This is a genomic window from Brevibacterium ammoniilyticum, from assembly GCF_038429965.1.
In the GTDB taxonomy this organism is placed as follows: domain Bacteria; phylum Actinomycetota; class Actinomycetes; order Actinomycetales; family Brevibacteriaceae; genus Brevibacterium; species Brevibacterium ammoniilyticum.
Genome location: NZ_BAABNP010000002.1, coordinates 275,185 through 293,750, shown reverse-complemented (window position 1 = coordinate 293,750; position 18,566 = coordinate 275,185). Strand labels below are relative to the sequence as shown.

18 protein-coding genes are annotated in these 18,566 nt (G+C 68.9%); 13 read left to right on the top strand and 5 right to left on the bottom strand.

Translation table 11 applies throughout. The annotated features are described in order from the left end of the window. Positions 1 to 13 precede the first annotated feature (13 nt). From AAHA49_RS03355 to AAHA49_RS03335, 5 genes are all read left to right on the top strand, one after another. Entirely contained in the window at positions 14 to 1,243 is a 1,230-nt protein-coding gene (locus AAHA49_RS03355) for a trans-sulfuration enzyme family protein (protein ID WP_342037195.1), read from the top strand. Continuing rightward, complete coding sequence (locus AAHA49_RS03350) at positions 1,243 to 1,815, top strand: GNAT family N-acetyltransferase (RefSeq protein ID WP_342037194.1); 573 nt, start codon at positions 1,243 to 1,245, stop codon at positions 1,813 to 1,815. The genes AAHA49_RS03355 and AAHA49_RS03350 overlap by 1 nt, the downstream gene beginning before the upstream one ends. A 101-nt stretch (positions 1,816 to 1,916) precedes the next feature. Then, positions 1,917 to 2,699, top strand: coding sequence for an enoyl-CoA hydratase (locus AAHA49_RS03345; protein WP_342037193.1), 783 nt, complete (start codon positions 1,917 to 1,919; stop codon positions 2,697 to 2,699). 87 nt (positions 2,700 to 2,786) lie between these two features. Continuing rightward, a complete protein-coding gene (locus AAHA49_RS03340; RefSeq protein ID WP_342037192.1) occupies positions 2,787 to 4,421 on the top strand; it encodes a long-chain-fatty-acid--CoA ligase in 1,635 nt (544 codons plus the stop codon). A 141-nt stretch (positions 4,422 to 4,562) separates the two neighbouring features. After that, the gene (locus AAHA49_RS03335; RefSeq protein WP_342037191.1) at positions 4,563 to 5,276 is read left to right on the top strand and encodes a YceI family protein; all 714 of its coding nucleotides are present in this window, start codon (positions 4,563 to 4,565) and stop codon (positions 5,274 to 5,276) included. A gap of 66 nt (positions 5,277 to 5,342) precedes the next feature. Here AAHA49_RS03335 and chrA read toward each other — a convergent pair whose 3' ends face one another. Together chrA and AAHA49_RS03325 are read right to left on the bottom strand one after the other, a co-directional pair. After that, positions 5,343 to 6,611 (bottom strand): chromate efflux transporter, encoded by a 1,269-nt coding sequence (gene chrA, locus AAHA49_RS03330; RefSeq protein WP_342037190.1) that lies wholly within the window; start codon positions 6,609 to 6,611, stop codon positions 5,343 to 5,345. Between the two features lie 91 nt (positions 6,612 to 6,702). Beyond that, positions 6,703 to 7,566: a hypothetical protein gene (locus AAHA49_RS03325; protein WP_342037189.1), complete on the bottom strand. Its 864-nt coding sequence runs from the start codon at positions 7,564 to 7,566 to the stop codon at positions 6,703 to 6,705. A gap of 95 nt (positions 7,567 to 7,661) precedes the next feature. Here AAHA49_RS03325 and AAHA49_RS03320 point away from each other — a divergent pair, with 95 nt between their 5' ends. After that, complete coding sequence (locus AAHA49_RS03320; RefSeq protein ID WP_342037188.1) at positions 7,662 to 8,576, top strand: 3-hydroxyacyl-CoA dehydrogenase NAD-binding domain-containing protein; 915 nt, start codon at positions 7,662 to 7,664, stop codon at positions 8,574 to 8,576. A 76-nt stretch (positions 8,577 to 8,652) separates the two neighbouring features. Here AAHA49_RS03320 and AAHA49_RS03315 read toward each other — a convergent pair whose 3' ends face one another. Beyond that, positions 8,653 to 9,006: a nuclear transport factor 2 family protein gene (locus AAHA49_RS03315; protein ID WP_342037187.1), complete on the bottom strand. Its 354-nt coding sequence runs from the start codon at positions 9,004 to 9,006 to the stop codon at positions 8,653 to 8,655. A 194-nt stretch (positions 9,007 to 9,200) separates the two neighbouring features. Here AAHA49_RS03315 and AAHA49_RS03310 point away from each other — a divergent pair, with 194 nt between their 5' ends. The 5 genes from AAHA49_RS03310 to AAHA49_RS03290 all read left to right on the top strand — a co-directional run bounded on the left by AAHA49_RS03310 (position 9,201) and on the right by AAHA49_RS03290 (position 15,567). Continuing rightward, entirely contained in the window at positions 9,201 to 10,583 is a 1,383-nt protein-coding gene (locus tag AAHA49_RS03310) for an NAD-dependent succinate-semialdehyde dehydrogenase (RefSeq protein ID WP_342037186.1), read from the top strand. A 150-nt stretch (positions 10,584 to 10,733) separates the two neighbouring features. Continuing rightward, positions 10,734 to 12,113, top strand: a complete 1,380-nt coding sequence (locus tag AAHA49_RS03305; RefSeq protein WP_342037185.1) for a short-chain fatty acid transporter — start codon at positions 10,734 to 10,736, stop codon at positions 12,111 to 12,113. A 191-nt stretch (positions 12,114 to 12,304) separates the two neighbouring features. Then, a complete protein-coding gene (betT, locus tag AAHA49_RS03300; protein WP_167559931.1) occupies positions 12,305 to 14,362 on the top strand; it encodes a choline BCCT transporter BetT in 2,058 nt (685 codons plus the stop codon). A 2-nt stretch (positions 14,363 to 14,364) separates the two neighbouring features. Continuing rightward, positions 14,365 to 15,039: a DNA-3-methyladenine glycosylase I gene (locus tag AAHA49_RS03295; RefSeq protein ID WP_227007017.1), complete on the top strand. Its 675-nt coding sequence runs from the start codon at positions 14,365 to 14,367 to the stop codon at positions 15,037 to 15,039. Positions 15,040 to 15,129: 90 nt separating this feature from the next. After that, the gene (locus AAHA49_RS03290; RefSeq protein ID WP_167559933.1) at positions 15,130 to 15,567 is read left to right on the top strand and encodes an NUDIX hydrolase; all 438 of its coding nucleotides are present in this window, start codon (positions 15,130 to 15,132) and stop codon (positions 15,565 to 15,567) included. 77 nt (positions 15,568 to 15,644) lie between these two features. On the opposite strand, the gene AAHA49_RS03285 is transcribed toward AAHA49_RS03290, so the two are convergent. After that, positions 15,645 to 16,196, bottom strand: coding sequence for a hypothetical protein (locus AAHA49_RS03285; RefSeq protein WP_063248877.1), 552 nt, complete (start codon positions 16,194 to 16,196; stop codon positions 15,645 to 15,647). Between the two features lie 138 nt (positions 16,197 to 16,334). Between AAHA49_RS03285 and AAHA49_RS03280 the strand changes: the two genes are divergently transcribed. Then, entirely contained in the window at positions 16,335 to 17,642 is a 1,308-nt protein-coding gene (locus AAHA49_RS03280) for an MFS transporter (RefSeq protein WP_063248878.1), read from the top strand. A 38-nt stretch (positions 17,643 to 17,680) separates the two neighbouring features. Here the strand turns inward: AAHA49_RS03280 and AAHA49_RS03275 are convergent, their stop codons facing one another. After that, positions 17,681 to 18,058 (bottom strand): ArsR/SmtB family transcription factor, encoded by a 378-nt coding sequence (locus AAHA49_RS03275; protein ID WP_063248879.1) that lies wholly within the window; start codon positions 18,056 to 18,058, stop codon positions 17,681 to 17,683. 16 nt (positions 18,059 to 18,074) lie between these two features. Here AAHA49_RS03275 and AAHA49_RS03270 point away from each other — a divergent pair, with 16 nt between their 5' ends. Further along, complete coding sequence (locus tag AAHA49_RS03270) at positions 18,075 to 18,563, top strand: SRPBCC domain-containing protein (RefSeq protein WP_063248880.1); 489 nt, start codon at positions 18,075 to 18,077, stop codon at positions 18,561 to 18,563. Positions 18,564 to 18,566 lie beyond the last annotated feature (3 nt).

The following is an 18,566-nucleotide window of genomic DNA, read 5'->3' as shown; positions in this document are numbered from 1 at the left end:
CTATATTGGGCCCATGACGACTCGCGAACCCGCCTACTCACCGGAGACCGTTCTCGTCGAAGCGGCCAGGCCGCCTCGTGTCCCCGGAGCCTCGGTCAATCCTCCCGTCGAGCTCTCCTCGACCTTCATCGGCACGACCGACATGGGTGATGCGCCCTTCGGCTACGGGCGCTTCGCGACCCCCGCATGGACACCGTTCGAGGAGGCGCTCGCCGAGCTCGAGCACGCCGAGGTGCCGGCCCTCGTCTTCGGTTCGGGCCTCGCCGCGATCGCCGCCGTGCTCAGTCTCATTCCCCGCGGCGGCACGCTCATCATGCCCCGGCACGCGTACCAGGGTTCGCTGCAGTCGGCGGAGGAGCTCGCCGAGCGTGCCGGGTTCGCGGTCCTCAGCGTCGACATCGCCGACACCGAGGCTGTCGTCGCCGCCCTCGATTCGGCTGCCGAGTCGGGTAGGTCCACCGGTACGGGTGCGTCCGCCGGGACGGGCACGACCGCCTCGGCGATGCTGTGGATCGAATCCCCGACGAACCCGATGCTCGAGGTCGCCGACGTTCCCGCCCTCATCGACGCGGCCCGGCAGCGCGGGATCCTCGTCGCCGTCGACAACACCTTCGCGACCCCGCTGCTCCAGACCCCGCTCGACCTCGGCGCGGACATCGTCGTCCACTCGGTGACGAAGTACCTCGCCGGGCACTCCGATGTCGTCCTCGGCGCGGTCGTCTCACGCGACCCCGGGTTGCGCGAGACGCTCCTGACCGAGCGGGCGATGCGCGGGGCGATCGCTGGCCCCTTCGAGGTGTGGCTCGCACTGCGGGGGATGCGCACGCTCTCCGTCCGCCTCGAGCGGGCACAGGCCAATGCGCAGGCCATCGCCGAACGCCTCGCCGCCCGCCCCGACATCCTCGAGGTCCGCTACCCGGGTCTGCCCGGCGACCCCGGTCATGCGCGCGCAGCCGCGCAGATGTCGGGATTCGGGGCGATCGTCGCGTTCACCGTCGCCTCGGCCGAGACCGCCACCGCCATCGCCGAGGCGGTGCGCCTGTGGACTCCGGCGACCTCGCTGGGCGGGGTCGAATCCCTCATCGAACGCAGGCGCCGCCACGCCTCCGAGCCGACGTCCGTGCCCGAGGGCCTGCTGCGACTGAGTGTCGGCATCGAACATGTCGACGACCTCTGGGCCGACCTCGACTCGGCGATCAGCGCAGCGATCGCGGCGACGGGCGGGGGCAAAGGTGCGCGCTGATGCCTGAGATCACCGCCGATGACTTCGTCCTCGACCGGCCGACCCCGAACGATGTCGATGAGATCTTCGCCATCGAGAGCGACCCGCGCGTGTGGACTCACTTCCCCTCGGGACGCGTGACCCGGCGCGAGGACGCGGCGGCGACACTGGCCCGGCGGATGAGCAGGTGGGAACGCGACGGTCTGGAGATGTGGATGGTCCGCGAGGTCGCGTCGGGTCCGATCATCGGCTTCGCCGGGTGCAGCCTGCGCGGGGGCACCGAGGCCGAGCCGAAGGGTCCCGACGCGTTCTGGAACCTCGGATACCGCTTCGCGCCCGAGGCACAGGGGCGGGGACTGGCGACCGCGGTGTCGCTGCTGGCCATCGACCGCGCCCGTCAGGTCGACCCCACGCTGCCGGTCGTCGCCTACCTGCTCGAGCACAACACGGCCTCGGCCCGGGTCGCCGAGAAGGTCGGCCTGCGGCTGCGCTACCGCGGACCCGACGCGGGCAATCCCGATGCCACCGCCGTGCGCCTCGTCTACGCCAACCGGGAGCTCACGCCGGCGCAGCTGCCCGCGACCCTGCGGTAGGTCCTCGTCTGCCGGGCGACGTTTGCGAAACTGTGACCCAGATCAACTTAACGTGCGTTAAGCTTGCGGCAGGGAAAACGTCCGCGTCCGAAGGAGCCGCCTTGCCCCCGAGTGTTCTCGCCGATCACAGCGACGGTGTCGCCACCATCACGATCAACCGTCCCGACACCCTCAACGCGCTCACCGGCGAGGCCTTCCGCGACCTCGGCGACGCGATCACCGAGGCAGCCGAGAGTGCTCGCGCCATCGTCCTCACCGGCAACGACCGGTCCTTCAGCTCCGGAGCCGACCTGCAGAGCTCGGTCAGCGCCGAAGACACCGGGCAGGGCCGAGACGTCAGCCTCGACCTCGACGAGGCGAACGCGATCATCCGCACCCTCATCGACGTCCCCGTCCCGACGATCGCCGCCGTCTCCGGACCGGCCGCCGGCATCGGCTGCTCGCTGGCGCTGGCCTGCGACTACGTCGTCATGAGCGAACAGTCCTACCTCATGCTCGCGTTCGCGAAGATCGGCCTCATGCCCGACGGCGGAGCCACCGCACTGGTGGCCGCCTCGGCGGGACGGCACCGGGCGATGGCGATGGCGCTGACGGCGAAGAAGGTGTGGGCACCCGAAGCCCTCGACTGGGGACTCGCGAGCGAAGTCGTACCCGCCGGTGAGCAGCTCAACCGTGCCCGAGAGCTCGCCGGACAGTGGGCGCAGGGCGCGCCGCTCGCGTTCTCCCGCACGAAGTCGGCCATCAACGAGGCGAGCCTGACCTCGCTCGAGGACGCCTTCGCCCGCGAATCCGCCGACCAGACGTACCTGCGCGGCACCCGCGACTTCGCCGAGGGGGTGTCGGCCTTCATCGAGAAACGCACCCCTCGCTTCCGAGGAGAATAGACGCCCACCCCAGGGCGATCGCCCGACCCGGCCTCCCCGCAGCCACATCCCCGCCACCGCAGACGAGTGAACGAACAAAGGAGTCCCATGCTCACTGGCATCCCGTCGACCCTCGGCGACAGCTACCAGCTCAACACCACCTCGATGATCCGGCACGCCGCCCTGACCTTCGGCGAACAGGAAGTCGTCTACCGCCGCTCCGACGGCTCGTGGGGACGGTCGAACTACGCCGACGAATGGCGCCGGATGGCCCAGCTCGCCCACGGGCTGAGCGAACTCGGCGTCGGCGCCGGCTCCATGGTCGGCGTCCTCGACTGGAACTCCCGCCGTCACTTCGAGCTTTACTTCGCCGTGCCCGGCCTCGCGGCCACGATGCTCCAGCTCAACCTCCGCCTCGCACCCGAGGACCTCGCCTACGTCGTCAGCCACTCGAAGTCCGACTGGATCTTCGTCGACGAGTCGCTGCTGCCGGTGGCCGAGAAGCTCGCCCCGAAGCTCGACGTCAAGGGCTGGGTCGTCATGACCGACAAGCCGTCGGCGGAGATCGAGACGACCCTGGACAACGTCGTCTTCTACGAAGACCTCATCGGCGACAAGCCCGATACCTACGACTGGCCGGTCGTCGACGAGAAGACGGCCGCCTACGCCGGCTACACGACGGGCACCACCGGTCGGCCCAAGGGCGTGTACTACTCGCACCGTTCGATCTACCTGCACACCATGGGCGGGCTCGCCGCCCTCGGGGCGACGTTCTCCGACACCGTCATGCCGATCACCCCGATGTTCCACGTCCTGTCCTGGGGCTTCCCGCAGAACGCGGTGGCCGCCGGAGCCAAACTCGTCCTGCCCGGCAAGTTCGCCGCCGAGGAGTTCGGGGCGATCGCCCAGGCGTTCATCGCCGAGAAGGTCACCCTGGCCAACGGCGCGCCGGCGATCTTCGCCCCCATGCTCCAGATGATGAAGAACATGCCCGAACCCCCGGACCTCAGCGGTGTCCGCCTCGTCTCCGGGTCGTCCGAGCCGCCGCTGTCGATGATGCGCGGGTTCAAGGAGATCACCGGCGCCGACGTCATCCACGGCTACGGGGCGACGGAGACGACGCCGCTGGCGACGACGAACTGGCACATCAAACCGAGCCTCGACATGGACGAGGAGGAGCGCTGGGACTTCAAGCGCTACCAGGGTCTGCCGGTCATCGGCGTCGAGGTCAAGGTCGTCGACCCCACCGGTGAGGAGCTGCCCCGCGACGGCAAGTCGATGGGCGAAGTGCTCATGCGGGGACCGTGGATCACCGAATCCTACTTCCAGCTGCCGGACAACTCCGAGCGGTTCCTCGACGGCTGGTGGCGTTCGGGCGACGTCGGCGTCATCTACCCCAACGGCTACCTCAAGCTCACCGACCGCCTCAAGGACGTCATCAAGTCCGGCGGCGAGTGGATCTCCTCGATCGACATGGAGAACGCGATCCTCGACAGCCCCGACGTCAAGGAGGCCGCCGTCATCGGCGTCCCCGACGAGAAGTGGCAGGAGCGTCCCGTCGCCTACGTCGTGGCCAATGACGGCGCCGAGGTGACCCGGGAGAAGATCGTTCAGGTGCTCGGCGACCGCTTCGCCAAGTGGCAGCTGCCCGACGAGATCATCGTCACCGAGGAGCTTCCGCGCACCTCGGTGGGCAAGCTCGACAAGAAGCTGCTGCGGAAGAACTGGGAGAACGAGGGCTGAAGGTTCTTCGCTGAGAGGTCCTGCGGGTGGGACGAATCCCCGCCGACTGTCGAATCCCTGGGAATCCTGCGCTGGAGTCCCAGGGATTCGGCAGGACGGAAGGTCTTCCGAGCAGGTAGTTGAAGTTTGTACCGTGGTTGCATGACGAACTCTCGCCATCCGCTCCGCTCCCGACCGCTCACCTGGATCATCGCGATCCTCGTCATCGTCCTGCTCATCGGCGGGGCCATCATCGGCACCCGGCTCTACGCCTCCTCCCAGAACTCGGCCGCACCGGAGTCCTTCGCCGAGGAGGACGTCGCGGCCGAGACCGGGACCGGGGGCGCCTCGGCGGGAGCGATCGCCGGGGAATGGACGATCGGGGACGGCTCTGAGGCCGGGTACCGCGTCGACGAGGTGCTCAACGGTGAGAACGTCACCGTCGTCGGACGCACCGAGGACGTCACGGGCTCCGTGACCGTGGAGGGCACCGAGCTCACGGCAGGCACCGTCACGGTCGACCTGCGCACCGTGGCCACCGACAATTCGCGCCGCGACGGCTACTTCACCTCGCAGGCCATCGACACGAGCGCCAACCCCGAGGCGACGTTCACCGCCACCGGTCCCGTCGACCTCTCCGCCGTCGGGGACTCGGGGTCGGCCGAGGTCGAGATCCCCGGCACCCTCGAGATCAACGGGCAGAGTCAGGAGACGACCGCGCAGGCGACGACGACGCGGACGAACGACGGACTCAGCGTCGTCGGCGCCATCGACGTCACGTGGCAGGACTTCGGGGTGGCCCCGCCCAACCTCGGCTTCGTCTCCGTCGAGGACTCCGGAGTCGTCGAGTTCTCCCTCGCGCTCACGCAGGGGTGAACAGCGCGCACGGCTGAGTCACTCGTGGGTCGCGCCCGAGCGAGGCTCGAGTCAGGCCTGTAGACCTCAGAGGGCGATGGCCCCGATGCCTGCGGCACCGAGCACGATCGCCCACGCGGGCACATTCCACCGTGTGAGGGCGATGAATGCGGCCAGAGCGATCGCGAGAGTGGCCGGGGAGGTGACGCCTTCGACGAACACGGGGTCGAAGAGGGCCGCGCCGAGGAGGCCGACGACCGCCGCATTCACACCCAGCAGCGCCCGGCGCGCGTGGACCGAACGGTGCAGACCCTGCCAGAACGGCAGTGCGCCGACCGTGAGCAGACCGGCCGGCAGGAAGATCGCAACGAGGGCGATCGTCGCCCCGAGCACCCCGGTCGGGCCGCTTGTCGTCGAGGCGCCGAGGAACGCGGCGAACGTGAACAGCGGACCGGGCACCGCCTGAGCGGCACCGTAGCCGGCGAGGAACGTGTCGTGGTCGACCAGCCCGGTGCGCACGGTCTCGGTCTCGAGCAGCGGGAGGACGACGTGCCCGCCGCCGAAGACGAGGGCGCCCGCCCGGGAGAAGATGTCAGCCAGTCGCAGGGCCGGATCTCCGGTGAGCGCCGAGGCGATGGGCAGGACGATGAGCAGCGCGGCACACGTGATGAGCGCTGCCGCCCCTGCCCGCTTCGAGACCGGGACCCGGAAGCCCGACGGCGCGGCGGCAGGCGCCTGCGCTGCGGCGGCGGTCGACTCGGAGGCGGCGGTCGACTCGGACCGCGCGCTGTCCACGGTCCGTGCGGCCGCCTCGGCGCGCAGCCAGGTCAGACCGAGCACGGCGCCGACGACGATCGCAAGCACCTGGACGGCGGGGGAGGGGACGAGGAGGACGATGATGGCCGCGATGCCGGCGATCGTCGCGCGTTTGGCGTCGGGGGTCAGGGACTTCGCCATGCCGAGGACGGCACCGGCGACGATCGCGACCGCGGCGGCCTTGACCCCGGCCAGCCATCCGGTGCCCATCGCGTCCCCGAAGGCGTCGATGCCGACGGCGAAGGCGACGAGCAGGATCGCCGAGGGCATGGTGAACGCGAACCATGCCGCGAGCAGACCCCAGTACCCTGCACGTTGCAGGCCGATCGCCATGCCCACCTGCGAGGATGCCGGGCCGGGCAGGAACTGGCAGAGGGCGACGAGGTCGGCGTAGGCGTCATCGTCCAGCCACTTCCGCCTGGCCACGAACGTCTCCCGGAAGTATCCGAGATGGGCGACGGGTCCGCCGAAGGAGGTGAGCCCGAGGCGGAGGAAGATCCGGAAGACCTCGCCGACGGTGCCGGGGTGCCGGTTGCTCATCTGTTCCTCTCGACTGACATTCACGCACCGAGGCGACCGGCGCTGAGGCCCCATTCAACGGGGCGAACATGACGTCGAGGTGAACGATGCCTCACGGATGGTGGAGGAGGTACGTCCCGCCCTTGAGGCACGTGTCGACGACCCAGCCGTCGGCGATGAGCGCGGTGAGCGAATCGCGCAGGGCCACCCGCCAGCGGGCGGCGAGCTTGGCATCATGGCGGCGCAGGTTCTCGATGTCGGAGGGGAAGTCGAGGGAGACGACAGCGGCCTCCCGGGGGACCTCGGAGATGAGCGGTTCGCCGGACGCATCGGCGCGCAGGCACGCGAACGCACTGTCTGCGGGCACCGCGGGCACCCGCGCAGGCCGGTCGAGCGGCCACGAGACCATCATCCGGTCACTCGCCTGACCCTCGTTGAGGCCGTCGCGCATCTGCCCGTAGAAGTCCTCGAGGTATTCGACCATGCTCACGCCGAGGCGCTGGAAGTTGAAGTACGCGTTGCGGGCGATGAGCGGATCGAACGTCCACGTCATCTCCGTGATCCCGAGTTCGAGGCACCACAGCCGCTGATGGAGCTTCATCGCCGACCCGGCCCCGTGCCCGACGTGCCCGTGACGGACCCCGGCGATGTGCGAATGCATGACGGTGCCCAGCGGCTGCCCGAAGAACCCGACGGTCACGCCGATCATCTCCTCAGGGTCGTCGGCGCTGAACGCGGCGGAGACGTAGTTGCCGGCGTGGGCGAAGGCGACGATGAGTCCGGGTTCGAAGACGTTCGTGCCCGTCTTGTCGACGTTCCACACCTCGTCGAGGAGCAGGGAGGCCTCGGCCGCCTCGGCGGCGGTGTGGATCTCACGGACGATGATGCCCGCACCCTCGGCGGCGGCCTCGAATTCGTCCTCGGCCAGGGCGATGATCTCCGAGTCGACCGTTCTCAGTCCTGCACGCGTTTCCATGGTGACATTGTGCCACCGAACCTCCCTGTCAGAGGCGTCGGCGAAGGGAAAATCCGACTCGGACGCTGGTCGGGGTCGAGGTATAGCCTGATCCCATGACATCGACTGCCGCCGTCATCGGCGCCGGAACCATCGGCCGCTCCTTCGCCCGCCTCTTCGCTGCCTCCGGGCATCCGGTGCGGGTGTGGGATCCCCGGGATGACCTCGCCGAGGTGGTCGCCGGCATCCGTGAGGACGTCGCCGCCGATCTCGCGGACAGGCCCGGGCAGACCGGCGGGGAGATCGAGTCCGCGGCCACGCTTGAGGAGGCGGTCGCCTCGGCGGGATTCGTCCAGGAGTCGGGACCCGAGGACCCGGTCGAGAAGCCGAGGCTCTTCGCCCGTCTCGCCGAGGCGGCGCCGGCCCAGGCCGTGCTCGCCACCTCGTCGTCGACGATCCCGGCCTCGCTCATCGCCGCAGACCTGCCCGATGCGGTCGCGGCCCGGATCATCGTCGGCCATCCCTTCAACCCGCCGCACCTCATGCCGCTCGTCGAGGTCGTCCCCTCACCGCGGACGAGCGAGGACACCGTCGCGGCCGCGGTGGCGTTCTACCGCAGCTGCGGGCGCGAACCCGTCGTCCTGCGCCGCGAGGTGCGCGGGTTCGTCGGCAACCGGTTGCAGAACGCGCTGATGAAGGAGGCGGTCGCGCTCGTAGAGAACGGCGTCGTCACCGCGGCCGAACTCGATGCGGTGATGCGGAATTCGCTGGGGCTGCGCTGGGCGGCCGTGGGACAGTTCGCGGGCATGCACCTCGGCGGGGGAGAGGAGGGGATCCGCGGATTCATGCACCACATCGGACCCTCGTTCGCCGCGATCGACCCGCTGCCGCTCGACCTCGGGGACGCAGCCATGGAGCAGGTGTACGCGCAGGTCGAAGACGCCTACGGGACGACGCCGAGCGCTGCGGCAGCCGCTGAGCGCGACCGCATCCAACGGGCAGTGCTCCAGGCCCGGGGACAGGCGGACTGAGGAGGCGCAGTGCCTGACTGCGCGCAGCTCAGACGGCGCGGGGGCTCTGGTGGCGCAGTGCCTGACTGCGCGCAGTTCAGACGGCGGCGGTGTAGAAGTACGTCGTCCGTTCGGCGATGAGGCCGTCATCGTCGAAGCGGAAGAAGTCGGCGAACCCGACGCGGGTCTCCGAGCCGTCCTTGAGCCGTCCCGCGAAGATCCCGCGACTGGCCGCACGGTCGCGGTCGACGAGGATCTCCGTGAGCTCGTGCGCCCCGGATTCGATGACCCGGGCGCCCAGGTAGAAGTCGGTGATCTGCTGGCCGACCATCGTCGGATAGCCGGGGCGGTCGTATGAGGCGTCGGCGGCGAAGAGCGCCGAGGTGGCGACCGGGTCGCCGGCGTCGACGGTCGTGTAGTAGCGCTTGACGAGATCTGTGACTGAGGTCATAGCGACAACTTAGCAGTCCCCGCCTGCGCGATCGCGCACAGGCACCTGGAGGCTGCAGGGCGCCCTGGGAATTCGGCGGGGGAATTGCCGCGGACGCGGATCGGTCATAGCGTGGGACGAACACGCGGTGACCACCTCGGCGAGGTCTGCGGTCACCGGCGATTCCCGGCATCGAAGCAGAGAAGAGGTCCATCATGTCCACCCTGTATCGCGTGACCGACCCGGCGACCGGTGAGGTCGTCGAAGAGTTCCCGACGGCGACCGACGCGGAGATCCTCGCGGCCCTCGACCGGTCGGCGACGACGTTCACCCAGTGGAGTCAGACGCCGGTCGCCGAACGGGCGAGACTGCTCACCCGGGTCGCCGAGATCTACGCCGAACGGGCCGAAGAGCTCGCCGAGGTGATCCGGCTCGAGATGGGCAAGGCCGTGCCCGAAGGCAAGGGCGAGGTCGCTCTGAGCTCGAACATCTACCGCTATTTCGCCGACAACGCCGAGGCGTTCATGGCCGATGAGCCCCTGCGCGGACCCGAGGACGGCACCGCGTGGATCCGCCGCAAGCCCGTCGGGTCGCTGCTGGGCATCATGCCGTGGAACTTCCCCTACTATCAGGTCGCCCGGTTCGCCGCGCCCAACCTCGCGCTCGGCAACACGATCCTGCTCAAGCACGCCCCGCAGTGCCCGCGGTCGGCGAGGATCATGGAGGAGATCTTCATCGAGGCGGGACTGCCCGAGGGCGCGTACATCAACATCTACGCGAGCAACGAGCAGGTCGCCGATCTCATCCTCCCCGACCCCCGCAACCAGGGCGTGTCCCTCACCGGGTCCGAGCGTGCGGGCGCGGCCGTGGCCGCCGAGGCGGGGAAGAACCTCAAGAAGGTCGTCCTCGAACTCGGCGGCTCCGACCCCTACATCCTCCTCGACACCGCTGACGTGGCGAAGAGCGCGAAGACGTTCTTCAACACCCGCATGGGCAACACGGGACAGGCATGCAACTCGCCCAAGCGGATGATCGTCATGGACGACGTCTACGACGAGTTCCTCACCTCGATCACCGAGGCGGCGAAGAAGGCCACCCCGGAAGTGCCCGGCGAGGAGGGGTCCCGTCTCTCCCCGCTGTCCTCGGTCGCCGCCGCCGACCGCTTCGTCGAGCAGGTCCAGGACACCGTCAGCCAGGGCGCGACCCTGCTCGCGGGCGGGAAGAAGTACGACGGCGGCGGCGCGTACGTCGAACCCGTCGTCCTCGCCGACGTCGAGAAGGGCATGCGCGGGTACTACGAGGAGCTCTTCGGCCCGGCCGTCATCGTCTACAAGGTGGGCAGTGAGGAGGAGGCCGTCGAACTCGCCAACGACACCCCGTTCGGCCTCGGCGCCGCGGTCTTCTCCGGCGACGTCGAACGCGCGGAGCGGGTCGGGGCGCAGATCGACTCGGGCATGGTCTTCATCAACGCACCCGAAGGCTCACGCGAGTACCTGCCCTTCGGCGGGGTCAAGCGCTCGGGCGTCGGCCGTGAGCTCGGGCCGCTGGCCATGGACGAGTTCGTCAACAAGCAGCTCGTGTTCCAGAAGAACTCCTGAGATCGCACGCGTGAGGTGAGCTGAGGGGTCCGCGCACCGGCGACCGTGGCCCGACCACCTCGGCGAGCATGGGGAAGGCGCCGTCCGATCGGACGGCGCCTTCACTGTATCCTGATGTGATACACAGCACTTTCCCAGCAGGAGGTCCCCATGTCGGCACCGTCGCCGTCACAGCAGAAGAACGCCGCGGTCTCGAAGGGTGTGATGCGCCCGATCAACCGCGTCCTCGAGAGGTGGATCCCCTCGGCGCTGACCTTCGCCATCGTCCTCACCCTCATCGTCGCGATCCTCGCCTTCGTCCTCACCGGGGCGAGCCCGCTCGAGGTCGTCACGAGCTGGGGCGTGGGCCTGTCGGGTCTGCTCGAATTCATGACCCAGATGTGCCTCATCCTCCTCCTCGGCCACATCCTCGCGAACACGGGACCCGTGCAGGCGCTGCTCACCCGGCTCGCCCGCGTCCCCGGCAGCGCCGCCTTCGCCTACGTCTTCGTCTTCCTCGTCGCCGCGATCGCCAGCCTCATCACGTGGGGCCTCGGCCTCGTCGTCGGCGCCCTGCTCGCCCGCGAAGTCGCCGTCCAGGCCCGGCAGCGCGGAATCAAGGTCCACTTCCCGCTCCTCGTCGCCGCCGGCTACTCCGGCATGGTCGTCTGGCACATGGGGTACTCGGGCTCGGGTCCGCTCACCGCGGCCACCCCGGATTCGTTCCTCGCCGAGTCCCTCGGCGGGCAGATCGTGCCGGTGAGCCAGACGATCTTCTCCACGTGGAACCTGCTCGCCATCCTCGGCGTCCTCATCGTCTGCAGCGTCCTCTTCTACCTCATCGCCCCCAAGGGCGACGCCCCGGTCTACCTGATGCCCGAATCCGTCGATCCCTCGGCGCAGCCCTCCTTCGCCGAGGAGGTCCTCACTCCCGCCGACCGCATCGACGCCTCCCGCATCCTCACCCTCATCGTCGGTCTCGCCCTCGTCGCCTACCTCATCGTCCACTTCGCGCAGGGCGGGGGGCTGACCCTCGACATCGTCAACTGGTCGTTCCTCGCGCTCATCTTCCTGCTCGTGAAGAACCCCTTCGAGCTCATCCACCTGACGAAGAACGCGGCCTCGAACGTCGGCGAGATCCTCCTGCAGTTCCCGCTCTACGCAGGCATCCTCGGCATCATGAGCGGCACCGGACTCATTGCGGTGTTCTCCGACGCCTTCGTCTCGATCGCCAACCCGGTCTCCTTCGGCGTCCTCGCCCTGCTCTCGGCCGGACTCGTCAACTTCTTCGTCCCCTCCGGCGGCGGCCAGTTCGCTGTGCAGGGCCCGATCATGCTCGACGCGGCCAACCAGCTCGGCGTCGATCCGTCGATCGCGATCATGGCCGTGTCCTACGGGGACCAGTGGACGAACATGCTCCAGCCGTTCTGGGCCCTGCCGGTGCTCGCGATCGCGGGGCTGAAGATGCGCGACATCCTCGGCTACACGTTCATCACGTTCCTCGGCTCCGGAGTCGTCATGGCGCTCGCGCTGCTGCTCGTGTCTCTGTGAGGTGTCTCTGTGAGGTCACCGCACCGGCACTGTGAGGCTACCGGGAATTACGATATGGTAGCCTCCATCGTTGGTTGCCCACGAAGTCGCAGGCGGACCTGATCCTCCACCCCTTGACTGGGCGCGGCGCCGGGCCAGAGCACTGAGTCGAGATGTCGGGGCGCTCCAGCGCCGGACGAGGGAGCGAGCAGATGTCACCACAGACACAGCAGTCCACGGACGACGCGAAGGGCGGGAAGAAGCTGCCGCCGGTGAACAAGCGCGTGTTCATCTCCGCGGCGGTCGGCACGGTCGGCATCACCCTGTGGGCGTTCCTCGCCCCGGCCAACGCCCAAGCCGTGCTCGGCGCGGTCGTGGGCTGGACCTCGGACTGGTTCGGCTGGTTCTACGTCCTCCTCGTCGCCATCGTCCTCGTCTTCGTCATCTACCTCGCCGCCTCCCGATACGGGTCGACGAAGCTCGGGCCCGAGCATTCGAAGCCCGAGTTCGGTCTCCTGCCGTGGGCGGCGATGCTGTTCGCCGCCGGCATCAGCACCGACCTCATGTTCTTCGCCGTCGCCGAACCCGTCACCCAGTACCTCACCCCGCCGAGCACCCAGCCCGAAACCGTCGACGCGGCCCGCGAGGCGACCGTGTGGACGCTCTTCCACTACGGGCTCAGCGGCTGGGGTCTCTACGCGCTCATGGGCATCGCGCTGGCCTACTTCGCCTACCGGATGAACATGCCGTTGGCGATCCGGTCGGCGCTCGCCCCGATCTTCGGCAAACGCGTGCAGGGCACGCTCGGCGACACCGTCGACTTCGCGGCCCTGCTCGGCACGATCTTCGGTGTCGCCACCTCGCTGGGCATCGGCGTCGTCATGGTCAACGTCGGCCTGAACGTCGTCTTCGGGCTGCCCGTGAGCACGGCCTCGCAGATCGCGATCGTCGTCGTCGGCGTCGCCGTGGCCACGCTCTCGGCCGTCTCCGGCGTCGACAAGGGCATCAAGTTCCTCTCCCTGCTCAACGTCTTCGCCGCGATCGCGCTCAGCCTCTGGGTGCTCGTGGCCGGGAACACGAAGTTCCTCCTCAACGCGTTCGTCCTCAACGTCGCCGACTTCTTCCGCCTCTTCCCGAACATGGTCGGCCAGACCTTCGCCTTCGAGGACACCGGCACGTGGATGACGGACTGGACCCTGTTCTTCTGGGCGTGGTGGATCGCCTGGGCATCGTTCGTCGGACTCTTCCTCGCCCGCATCTCCCGCGGCCGGACGATCCGCCAGTTCGTCATCGGCACTCTGACGATCCCCTTCATCTACATCTTCATGTGGATCTCGATCTACGGGAACTCCGCCCTCGACATCATCCGCAGCGGCAACAGGGAGTTCGGCGAGCAGACGATGCTCAACCCCGAAGGCGGCTTCTACGAGCTCCTCGCCCAGTACCCGTTCTTCGTCGTCGTCGCGGCCCTCGCCACGCTCACGGCCCTGCTCTTCTACGTCACCTCGGCGGACTCCGCTGCCCTCGTCATGGCCAACTTGTCCTCGTTCCTGCCCACCCCGCAGGACGACGGGCGGGCGTCGCTGCGCATCTTCTGGGCCGTGCTCACCGGTGCGCTCACCGTCGCGATGCTCATCGTCGGCGGGATCGGGGCGCTGCAGAGCGCGACGGTGATCATGGGTCTGCCGTTCGCCTTCGTCATCATCCTCGTCATGATCGGCCTCTACCGAGCCCTGCGGGTCGAAGGCAACCGGGTCGACAGCGTCGAGCAGAGCCTCTCCGGATCCCTGGCCCGACGCTCGACCCGGGGGCATGAGACGTGGAAGAAGCAGCTCTCCCGCGTCCTCGCGTTCCCCAGCGGCAGCAAGGTCCGCGACTACGAGCAGAACGTCCTCCTGCCGACGCTTGCCGAGATCGCCGCGGAGATGCGGGAGCGCGGCATCTCCGCGCGCTGCGGACGCGTCGATTCGGAGGGCCGTTTCGACGAGAACGGCGATCTCGTCGAACTCGAGGTCGACGGAGAGGGACAGTACCCGTTCCGCTACCAGGTGTGGCCGCACAAGGTCAGTGTGCCCTCGTTCGGCGGGCGGGTCCCGCGCGGGACGGAGGACTACTACCGGATGGAGGTCTACCTCGACGGCGGTGCCGGTCAGGGCTACGACATCATGGGCTACACGAAGGACCAGCTCATCGACGACGTCCTCGACAAGTACGAACGCCACGTCGAATTCCTCCAGATGCAGGAAAACATCACCGGCGGAACGGACTGAGGATGGCGGAGAGTTCGACGCCCACGGCGACAGACGGTGACGGCGCGAAGGCCGGCGGCGCGCCGGCGGACGGCAGGGCGGCCGCCGGTGGTCCCGTCGTCGGCGAGGACGGCCTCGCCCGCACTCCGTGGGCGTACGGCGACCCGCTGCTCCTGACGTACTACGACACCGAATGGGGTCTGCCCGTCCGCGACGAGTCCGGGCTCTTCGAGCGCCTCAGCCTCGAAGGCTTCCAGGCGGGACTGTCGTGGCTGACGATCCTGCGCAAGCGCGAACGCTTCCGGGAGGTGTTCGCCGGCTTCGACGCCGAGGCGGTCGCCGGCTTCGGCGACACCGAGATCGAGGCGCTGCTCTCCGACCCCGGCATCATCCGCCACCGCGGCAAGATCGAGGCGTGCATCGGCAATGCGCAGGCGATCCTCGAGATGCGCTCCGACGGCGGCATCGCCGACTTCATCTGGAGCTTCCAGCCTGCCGACACGCCCCGACCCGCGACGGTCGCCGAGGTGCCGACGACCGGACCGGAATCCGTTGCCCTGTCGAAGGCGCTGAAGAAGCGGGGCTTCCGGTTCGTCGGGCCGACGACGATGTACGCGCTCATGGAGGCCATCGGCATGGTCGACACGCACCTCATCGGCTCTCACCGTCGCGGCGCCTCCGGGGTCTGGCCCGCGTGAGCGCCGTGCCGGAGCCAACCTTCCCGCCGGCAAGCGATCGACCCTCCCGTCAGCAAGAGATCCCTTCCGTCAGCAGGAGATAAGGAACCGATGAAGGACATCCGCGTCAGCGCGCTCGTCGTCACCCATCCCGAACGTCCCGAGATCCTCATGGTGCGCAAGACGGGCACGACATCGTTCATGCTCCCCGGAGGCAAGCCGGAGACGGGGGAGAGCGCCGAGGCGACGATCATCAGGGAGATCGCCGAGGAGCTCGGGCTCGAGCTCGACCCGGCGAGGCTCATCCCCGTGGGCACCTTCACTGCGGCGGCCGCGAACGAAGCCGACCACCGGGTCATCGGCGACGTCTTCCGCTACGACGGGCTGCCGGTGGGCCTCGACATCGTCGACATCAGCCATCAGGCGGAGATCGCCGCTGCCGGCTGGTTCCCCTATGATCCGATGCCCGCCGACACCGCCGAGCGGCAGTTCGCCCCGCTCACCCGCGACCGCGTCGTCCCCGCGCTCGCCGAGCAGGGCGTCCTCTGAGCGCACCTCTGACCCCGCGGTGACCCGCACCGCCGGCCGTGTCAGTCCAGTGGTCCCGGTCAGCCCGGCGGCTCCGGTCAGCCCTGCGGCTGACGGGAGTAGGCGATGAGCGCCCGGTAGAGGTCGAGCGGGGCGCAGTTCGCCCCCTTGGCAAGGGACTTCATGAGCTTCCGGTATGCCGTGTAGTCGACCCTGCTCGGGTTGGACGTCTCAAGGAGACCATGGTCGTGGAGGACCCCGACGGCGCGGGAGTCGAGGATCGAGTACTTCTTCGGATCGAAGACGGTGAGCAGGGCGCTGGCGAGCGGATTGCCGACCCCGGGCAGGACCTTGAGGAAGGGCAGGCGCAGATGGTTCGGGGTGTCCTCGTCGAGGGCGACCCCGGTGACGTAGTCGATGTCGTCGCCGGAGAGCTCCTCGGCGGTCGGCAGCACGGCCACGGCCTTCCACTCGACGACCTTGAGGAAGTTCTTGCGCTTGTAGCCCTCGCGGCGCACGACCTTGGGGGCGATGTCGTCGAAGATCTCGGCTTCGAGGTCGGAGAGGTCGTAGAGCGGTTCGAAGCGGAGGACGAAACCTGTGTCGATGAGGCCGGAGGACGTGTTCTCGGGAAGCTGCGACGAGGTCATGCCGCGATTCTACAGAACGTCGAGGGACACCGGATGAACGGCCGCCGGACCCAGAGCGGGGAGCGCGGAAGGGCAGGTGACCATGGGCGATGTGAGACCAGGGACCGCCTCGGCGAGGTGGGGCGGTAAGGTCCGACTATGGCCTCCGGAACCGATGAGACGCGCACGCTGACCCCCGCCCTGCTGGGGTTGGTGTGGTCGGCGATGTTCGGGTTCTCTGGGTTCTTCCTCAGCTATTCGACGATGGTCTCGATCGGCGTCGCCGACGGACTCTCGACCGTCACCGGCGGGGCCGTGCTCACGACGATGATGGTCGGCGTCATCGCCGTCCAGCCGTTCGCGCCGAGGCTGGGGGAGCGGCTCGGGCTGCGGGCGGCGCTCCTCATCGCCCTCGGTCTGCAGCTGCTCGGGCAGGTGCTCGGCCTCGTCGTCGGTCCTCCTCTGCTCAGCCTCGTCCTCGCCGGGATCAGCGGGGGCATGGGCTTCGGGCTCTTCGTCGTCCTCGCCAACGCCGCGGTGCCGGGGACGGTGTCCGCGGGCAGGCTCGGTCGCGCGCTGGGGATCTTCGGCGGGGTGACCTCGCTCGCCGCGGCCGTCGGGGCACCGGTCGGGCTGTGGCTCATCGGCGTCGTCCCCGAGTGGTCGTTCCGGCTCGTCGCGTGCTCGACGCTTCTGCTTGCGGTGCCGACGCTCGTGCGCTTCCTGCCCGGGCGTACTCACCCCTCCTCGCCCGCCGAGGCGGTGCCCGGCGACGAGGTGGGCGGCGGGACGGTGCCGCGGGCCGATCCACCCGGCGGGACAGTGCCTCGCGCCGAGGACAACGAGCCCGCGGAGGCCGTCGAGTCGGCCGTCGAACCTGCGGGGGCGGCCGAGTCCGCGGGGGCGGTCGAGTCGCCATCGCAGCCGCGCGGTCAGGGTGCGCTGCGCCTGCTCATCATGCTCGCCCCGTTCCTCGTCGGCATGATCACATTCGGCCTCATCGTCGGGTTCGGTCCCGGTCGCGAGGTCGCCCATCCGGCGGTCTACATCCTCATCATGCAGGTGTGCTCGGTGATCGGCAGGTTCGCAGCCGGCGCCGTCGCCGATGCGCGCTCGCCTCTGGGCCTCAATCTCCTCGGCGTCGGGATGGCCGCTCTCGGTCTCACCGTCACCGCGGTCAGCGGCGCGGGAGTCGTGCTCGGGATCGCGATGGTGATCGTGGGGCTCGGGCTCGGCACCCTGCAGTCGGCGAGCCTCGTCATGGCCTTCATCACCGCGCGGACACCGGGGCGGGCGAGCGTCGCGTGGAACATGAGCTTCGACATCGGACTCGGCATCGCTGGTGTCATCGGCGGCCTCGGGTTCACCTACCTCGGCGACACGGCGACGTTCCTTCTGTGCACGGGAGTGCTCCTGCTGGCCGGTCTCGTCTCGTGGCTCGCGGCGAACCGTCGTCCGAGCCGCTGACAGTAGGTAGCCGCCCAGCGCGACCGAGCCGCGCAGTCTCAGTCAGCGTGCGGCGCGGTCCCCTCGTCGTCGAGCATCGCGAGCATGTCGACCGCCGCCCGTGCGTAGTCGCCGATCCAGCGATCGTGGATGCGCTTGATCGGCAGCGGTGCGAGCGCGAGCACCCGCGTCTTGCCGACCCTGCGCCCGGTGAGCAGCTCGGCGCGTTCGAGGACGCGGATGTGCTGGAGGACGGTGGTGCGGTCGAGGTCGGGGAACGCCTCGGCGACGGCACCCGTCGTCATCGGCTCCGCTCGGAGGAGGTCGAGGATGCGGCGGCGGGTGGCGTTCGCGAGCGCCTTGAACACGGCATCGTCACGAGCATCGGCGTCCGCCCCTGAATCCTGCTGCGCACCTGTTCCCTTCCCGACCGACATGTGATAAAAATATCACATGAATGATGAGCAGAACGACAAGAGTGCGCAGCTGGAGGAGCTCTCCTTCACCGTCACCGGGTACATCTCGAAGACGCCGCACGAGACCTATGAGGCCGTCGCCGATCCCGAGCAGCTCTCGAAGTACTTCACGACCGGCGGCGCCCGCGGGCGCCTCGAGAAGGGCGCCGAGGTGAGCTGGGACTTTGCGGACTTCCCCGGCCGGTTCCCCGTCGACGTCATCGAGGCCGTGCCCGACGAGCGGATCGTCATCGCGTGGGAGGGCAACGGGCATACGACCGCGCCGAAGACGGAGACGACCTTCGAGTTCACCCCCGTCGACGACGGGACCAGGACCCTGGTGACGATCACCGAGAAGGCGTGGGAGACGACCGTCGGGGGAGCCGAGGGCGCCTTCGGCAACTCGATGGGCTGGACCGGGATGCTCGCCGCGCTCAAGGCCTGGGTCGAGTACGGCATCAACCTCCGCGAGGGCTTCTACAAGTAGACG

What these genes read in the sequence shown, in the direction of transcription:
- AAHA49_RS03355 (WP_342037195.1), top strand. Translation starts at nt 14, where the DNA reads ATGACGACTCGCGAACCCGCCTACTCACCGGAGACCGTTCTCGTCGAA.
- AAHA49_RS03350 (WP_342037194.1), top strand. Translation starts at nt 1,243, where the DNA reads ATGCCTGAGATCACCGCCGATGACTTCGTCCTCGACCGGCCGACCCCG.
- AAHA49_RS03340 (WP_342037192.1), top strand. Translation starts at nt 2,787, where the DNA reads ATGCTCACTGGCATCCCGTCGACCCTCGGCGACAGCTACCAGCTCAAC.
- AAHA49_RS03335 (WP_342037191.1), top strand. Translation starts at nt 4,563, where the DNA reads ATGACGAACTCTCGCCATCCGCTCCGCTCCCGACCGCTCACCTGGATC.
- chrA (WP_342037190.1), bottom strand. Translation starts at nt 6,611, where the DNA reads ATGAGCAACCGGCACCCCGGCACCGTCGGCGAGGTCTTCCGGATCTTC.
- AAHA49_RS03325 (WP_342037189.1), bottom strand. Translation starts at nt 7,566, where the DNA reads ATGGAAACGCGTGCAGGACTGAGAACGGTCGACTCGGAGATCATCGCC.
- AAHA49_RS03320 (WP_342037188.1), top strand. Translation starts at nt 7,662, where the DNA reads ATGACATCGACTGCCGCCGTCATCGGCGCCGGAACCATCGGCCGCTCC.
- AAHA49_RS03315 (WP_342037187.1), bottom strand. Translation starts at nt 9,006, where the DNA reads ATGACCTCAGTCACAGATCTCGTCAAGCGCTACTACACGACCGTCGAC.
- AAHA49_RS03310 (WP_342037186.1), top strand. Translation starts at nt 9,201, where the DNA reads ATGTCCACCCTGTATCGCGTGACCGACCCGGCGACCGGTGAGGTCGTC.
- AAHA49_RS03305 (WP_342037185.1), top strand. Translation starts at nt 10,734, where the DNA reads ATGTCGGCACCGTCGCCGTCACAGCAGAAGAACGCCGCGGTCTCGAAG.
- betT (WP_167559931.1), top strand. Translation starts at nt 12,305, where the DNA reads ATGTCACCACAGACACAGCAGTCCACGGACGACGCGAAGGGCGGGAAG.
- AAHA49_RS03295 (WP_227007017.1), top strand. Translation starts at nt 14,365, where the DNA reads ATGGCGGAGAGTTCGACGCCCACGGCGACAGACGGTGACGGCGCGAAG.
- AAHA49_RS03290 (WP_167559933.1), top strand. Translation starts at nt 15,130, where the DNA reads ATGAAGGACATCCGCGTCAGCGCGCTCGTCGTCACCCATCCCGAACGT.
- AAHA49_RS03285 (WP_063248877.1), bottom strand. Translation starts at nt 16,196, where the DNA reads ATGACCTCGTCGCAGCTTCCCGAGAACACGTCCTCCGGCCTCATCGAC.
- AAHA49_RS03280 (WP_063248878.1), top strand. Translation starts at nt 16,335, where the DNA reads ATGGCCTCCGGAACCGATGAGACGCGCACGCTGACCCCCGCCCTGCTG.
- AAHA49_RS03275 (WP_063248879.1), bottom strand. Translation starts at nt 18,058, where the DNA reads ATGTCGGTCGGGAAGGGAACAGGTGCGCAGCAGGATTCAGGGGCGGAC.
- AAHA49_RS03270 (WP_063248880.1), top strand. Translation starts at nt 18,075, where the DNA reads ATGAATGATGAGCAGAACGACAAGAGTGCGCAGCTGGAGGAGCTCTCC.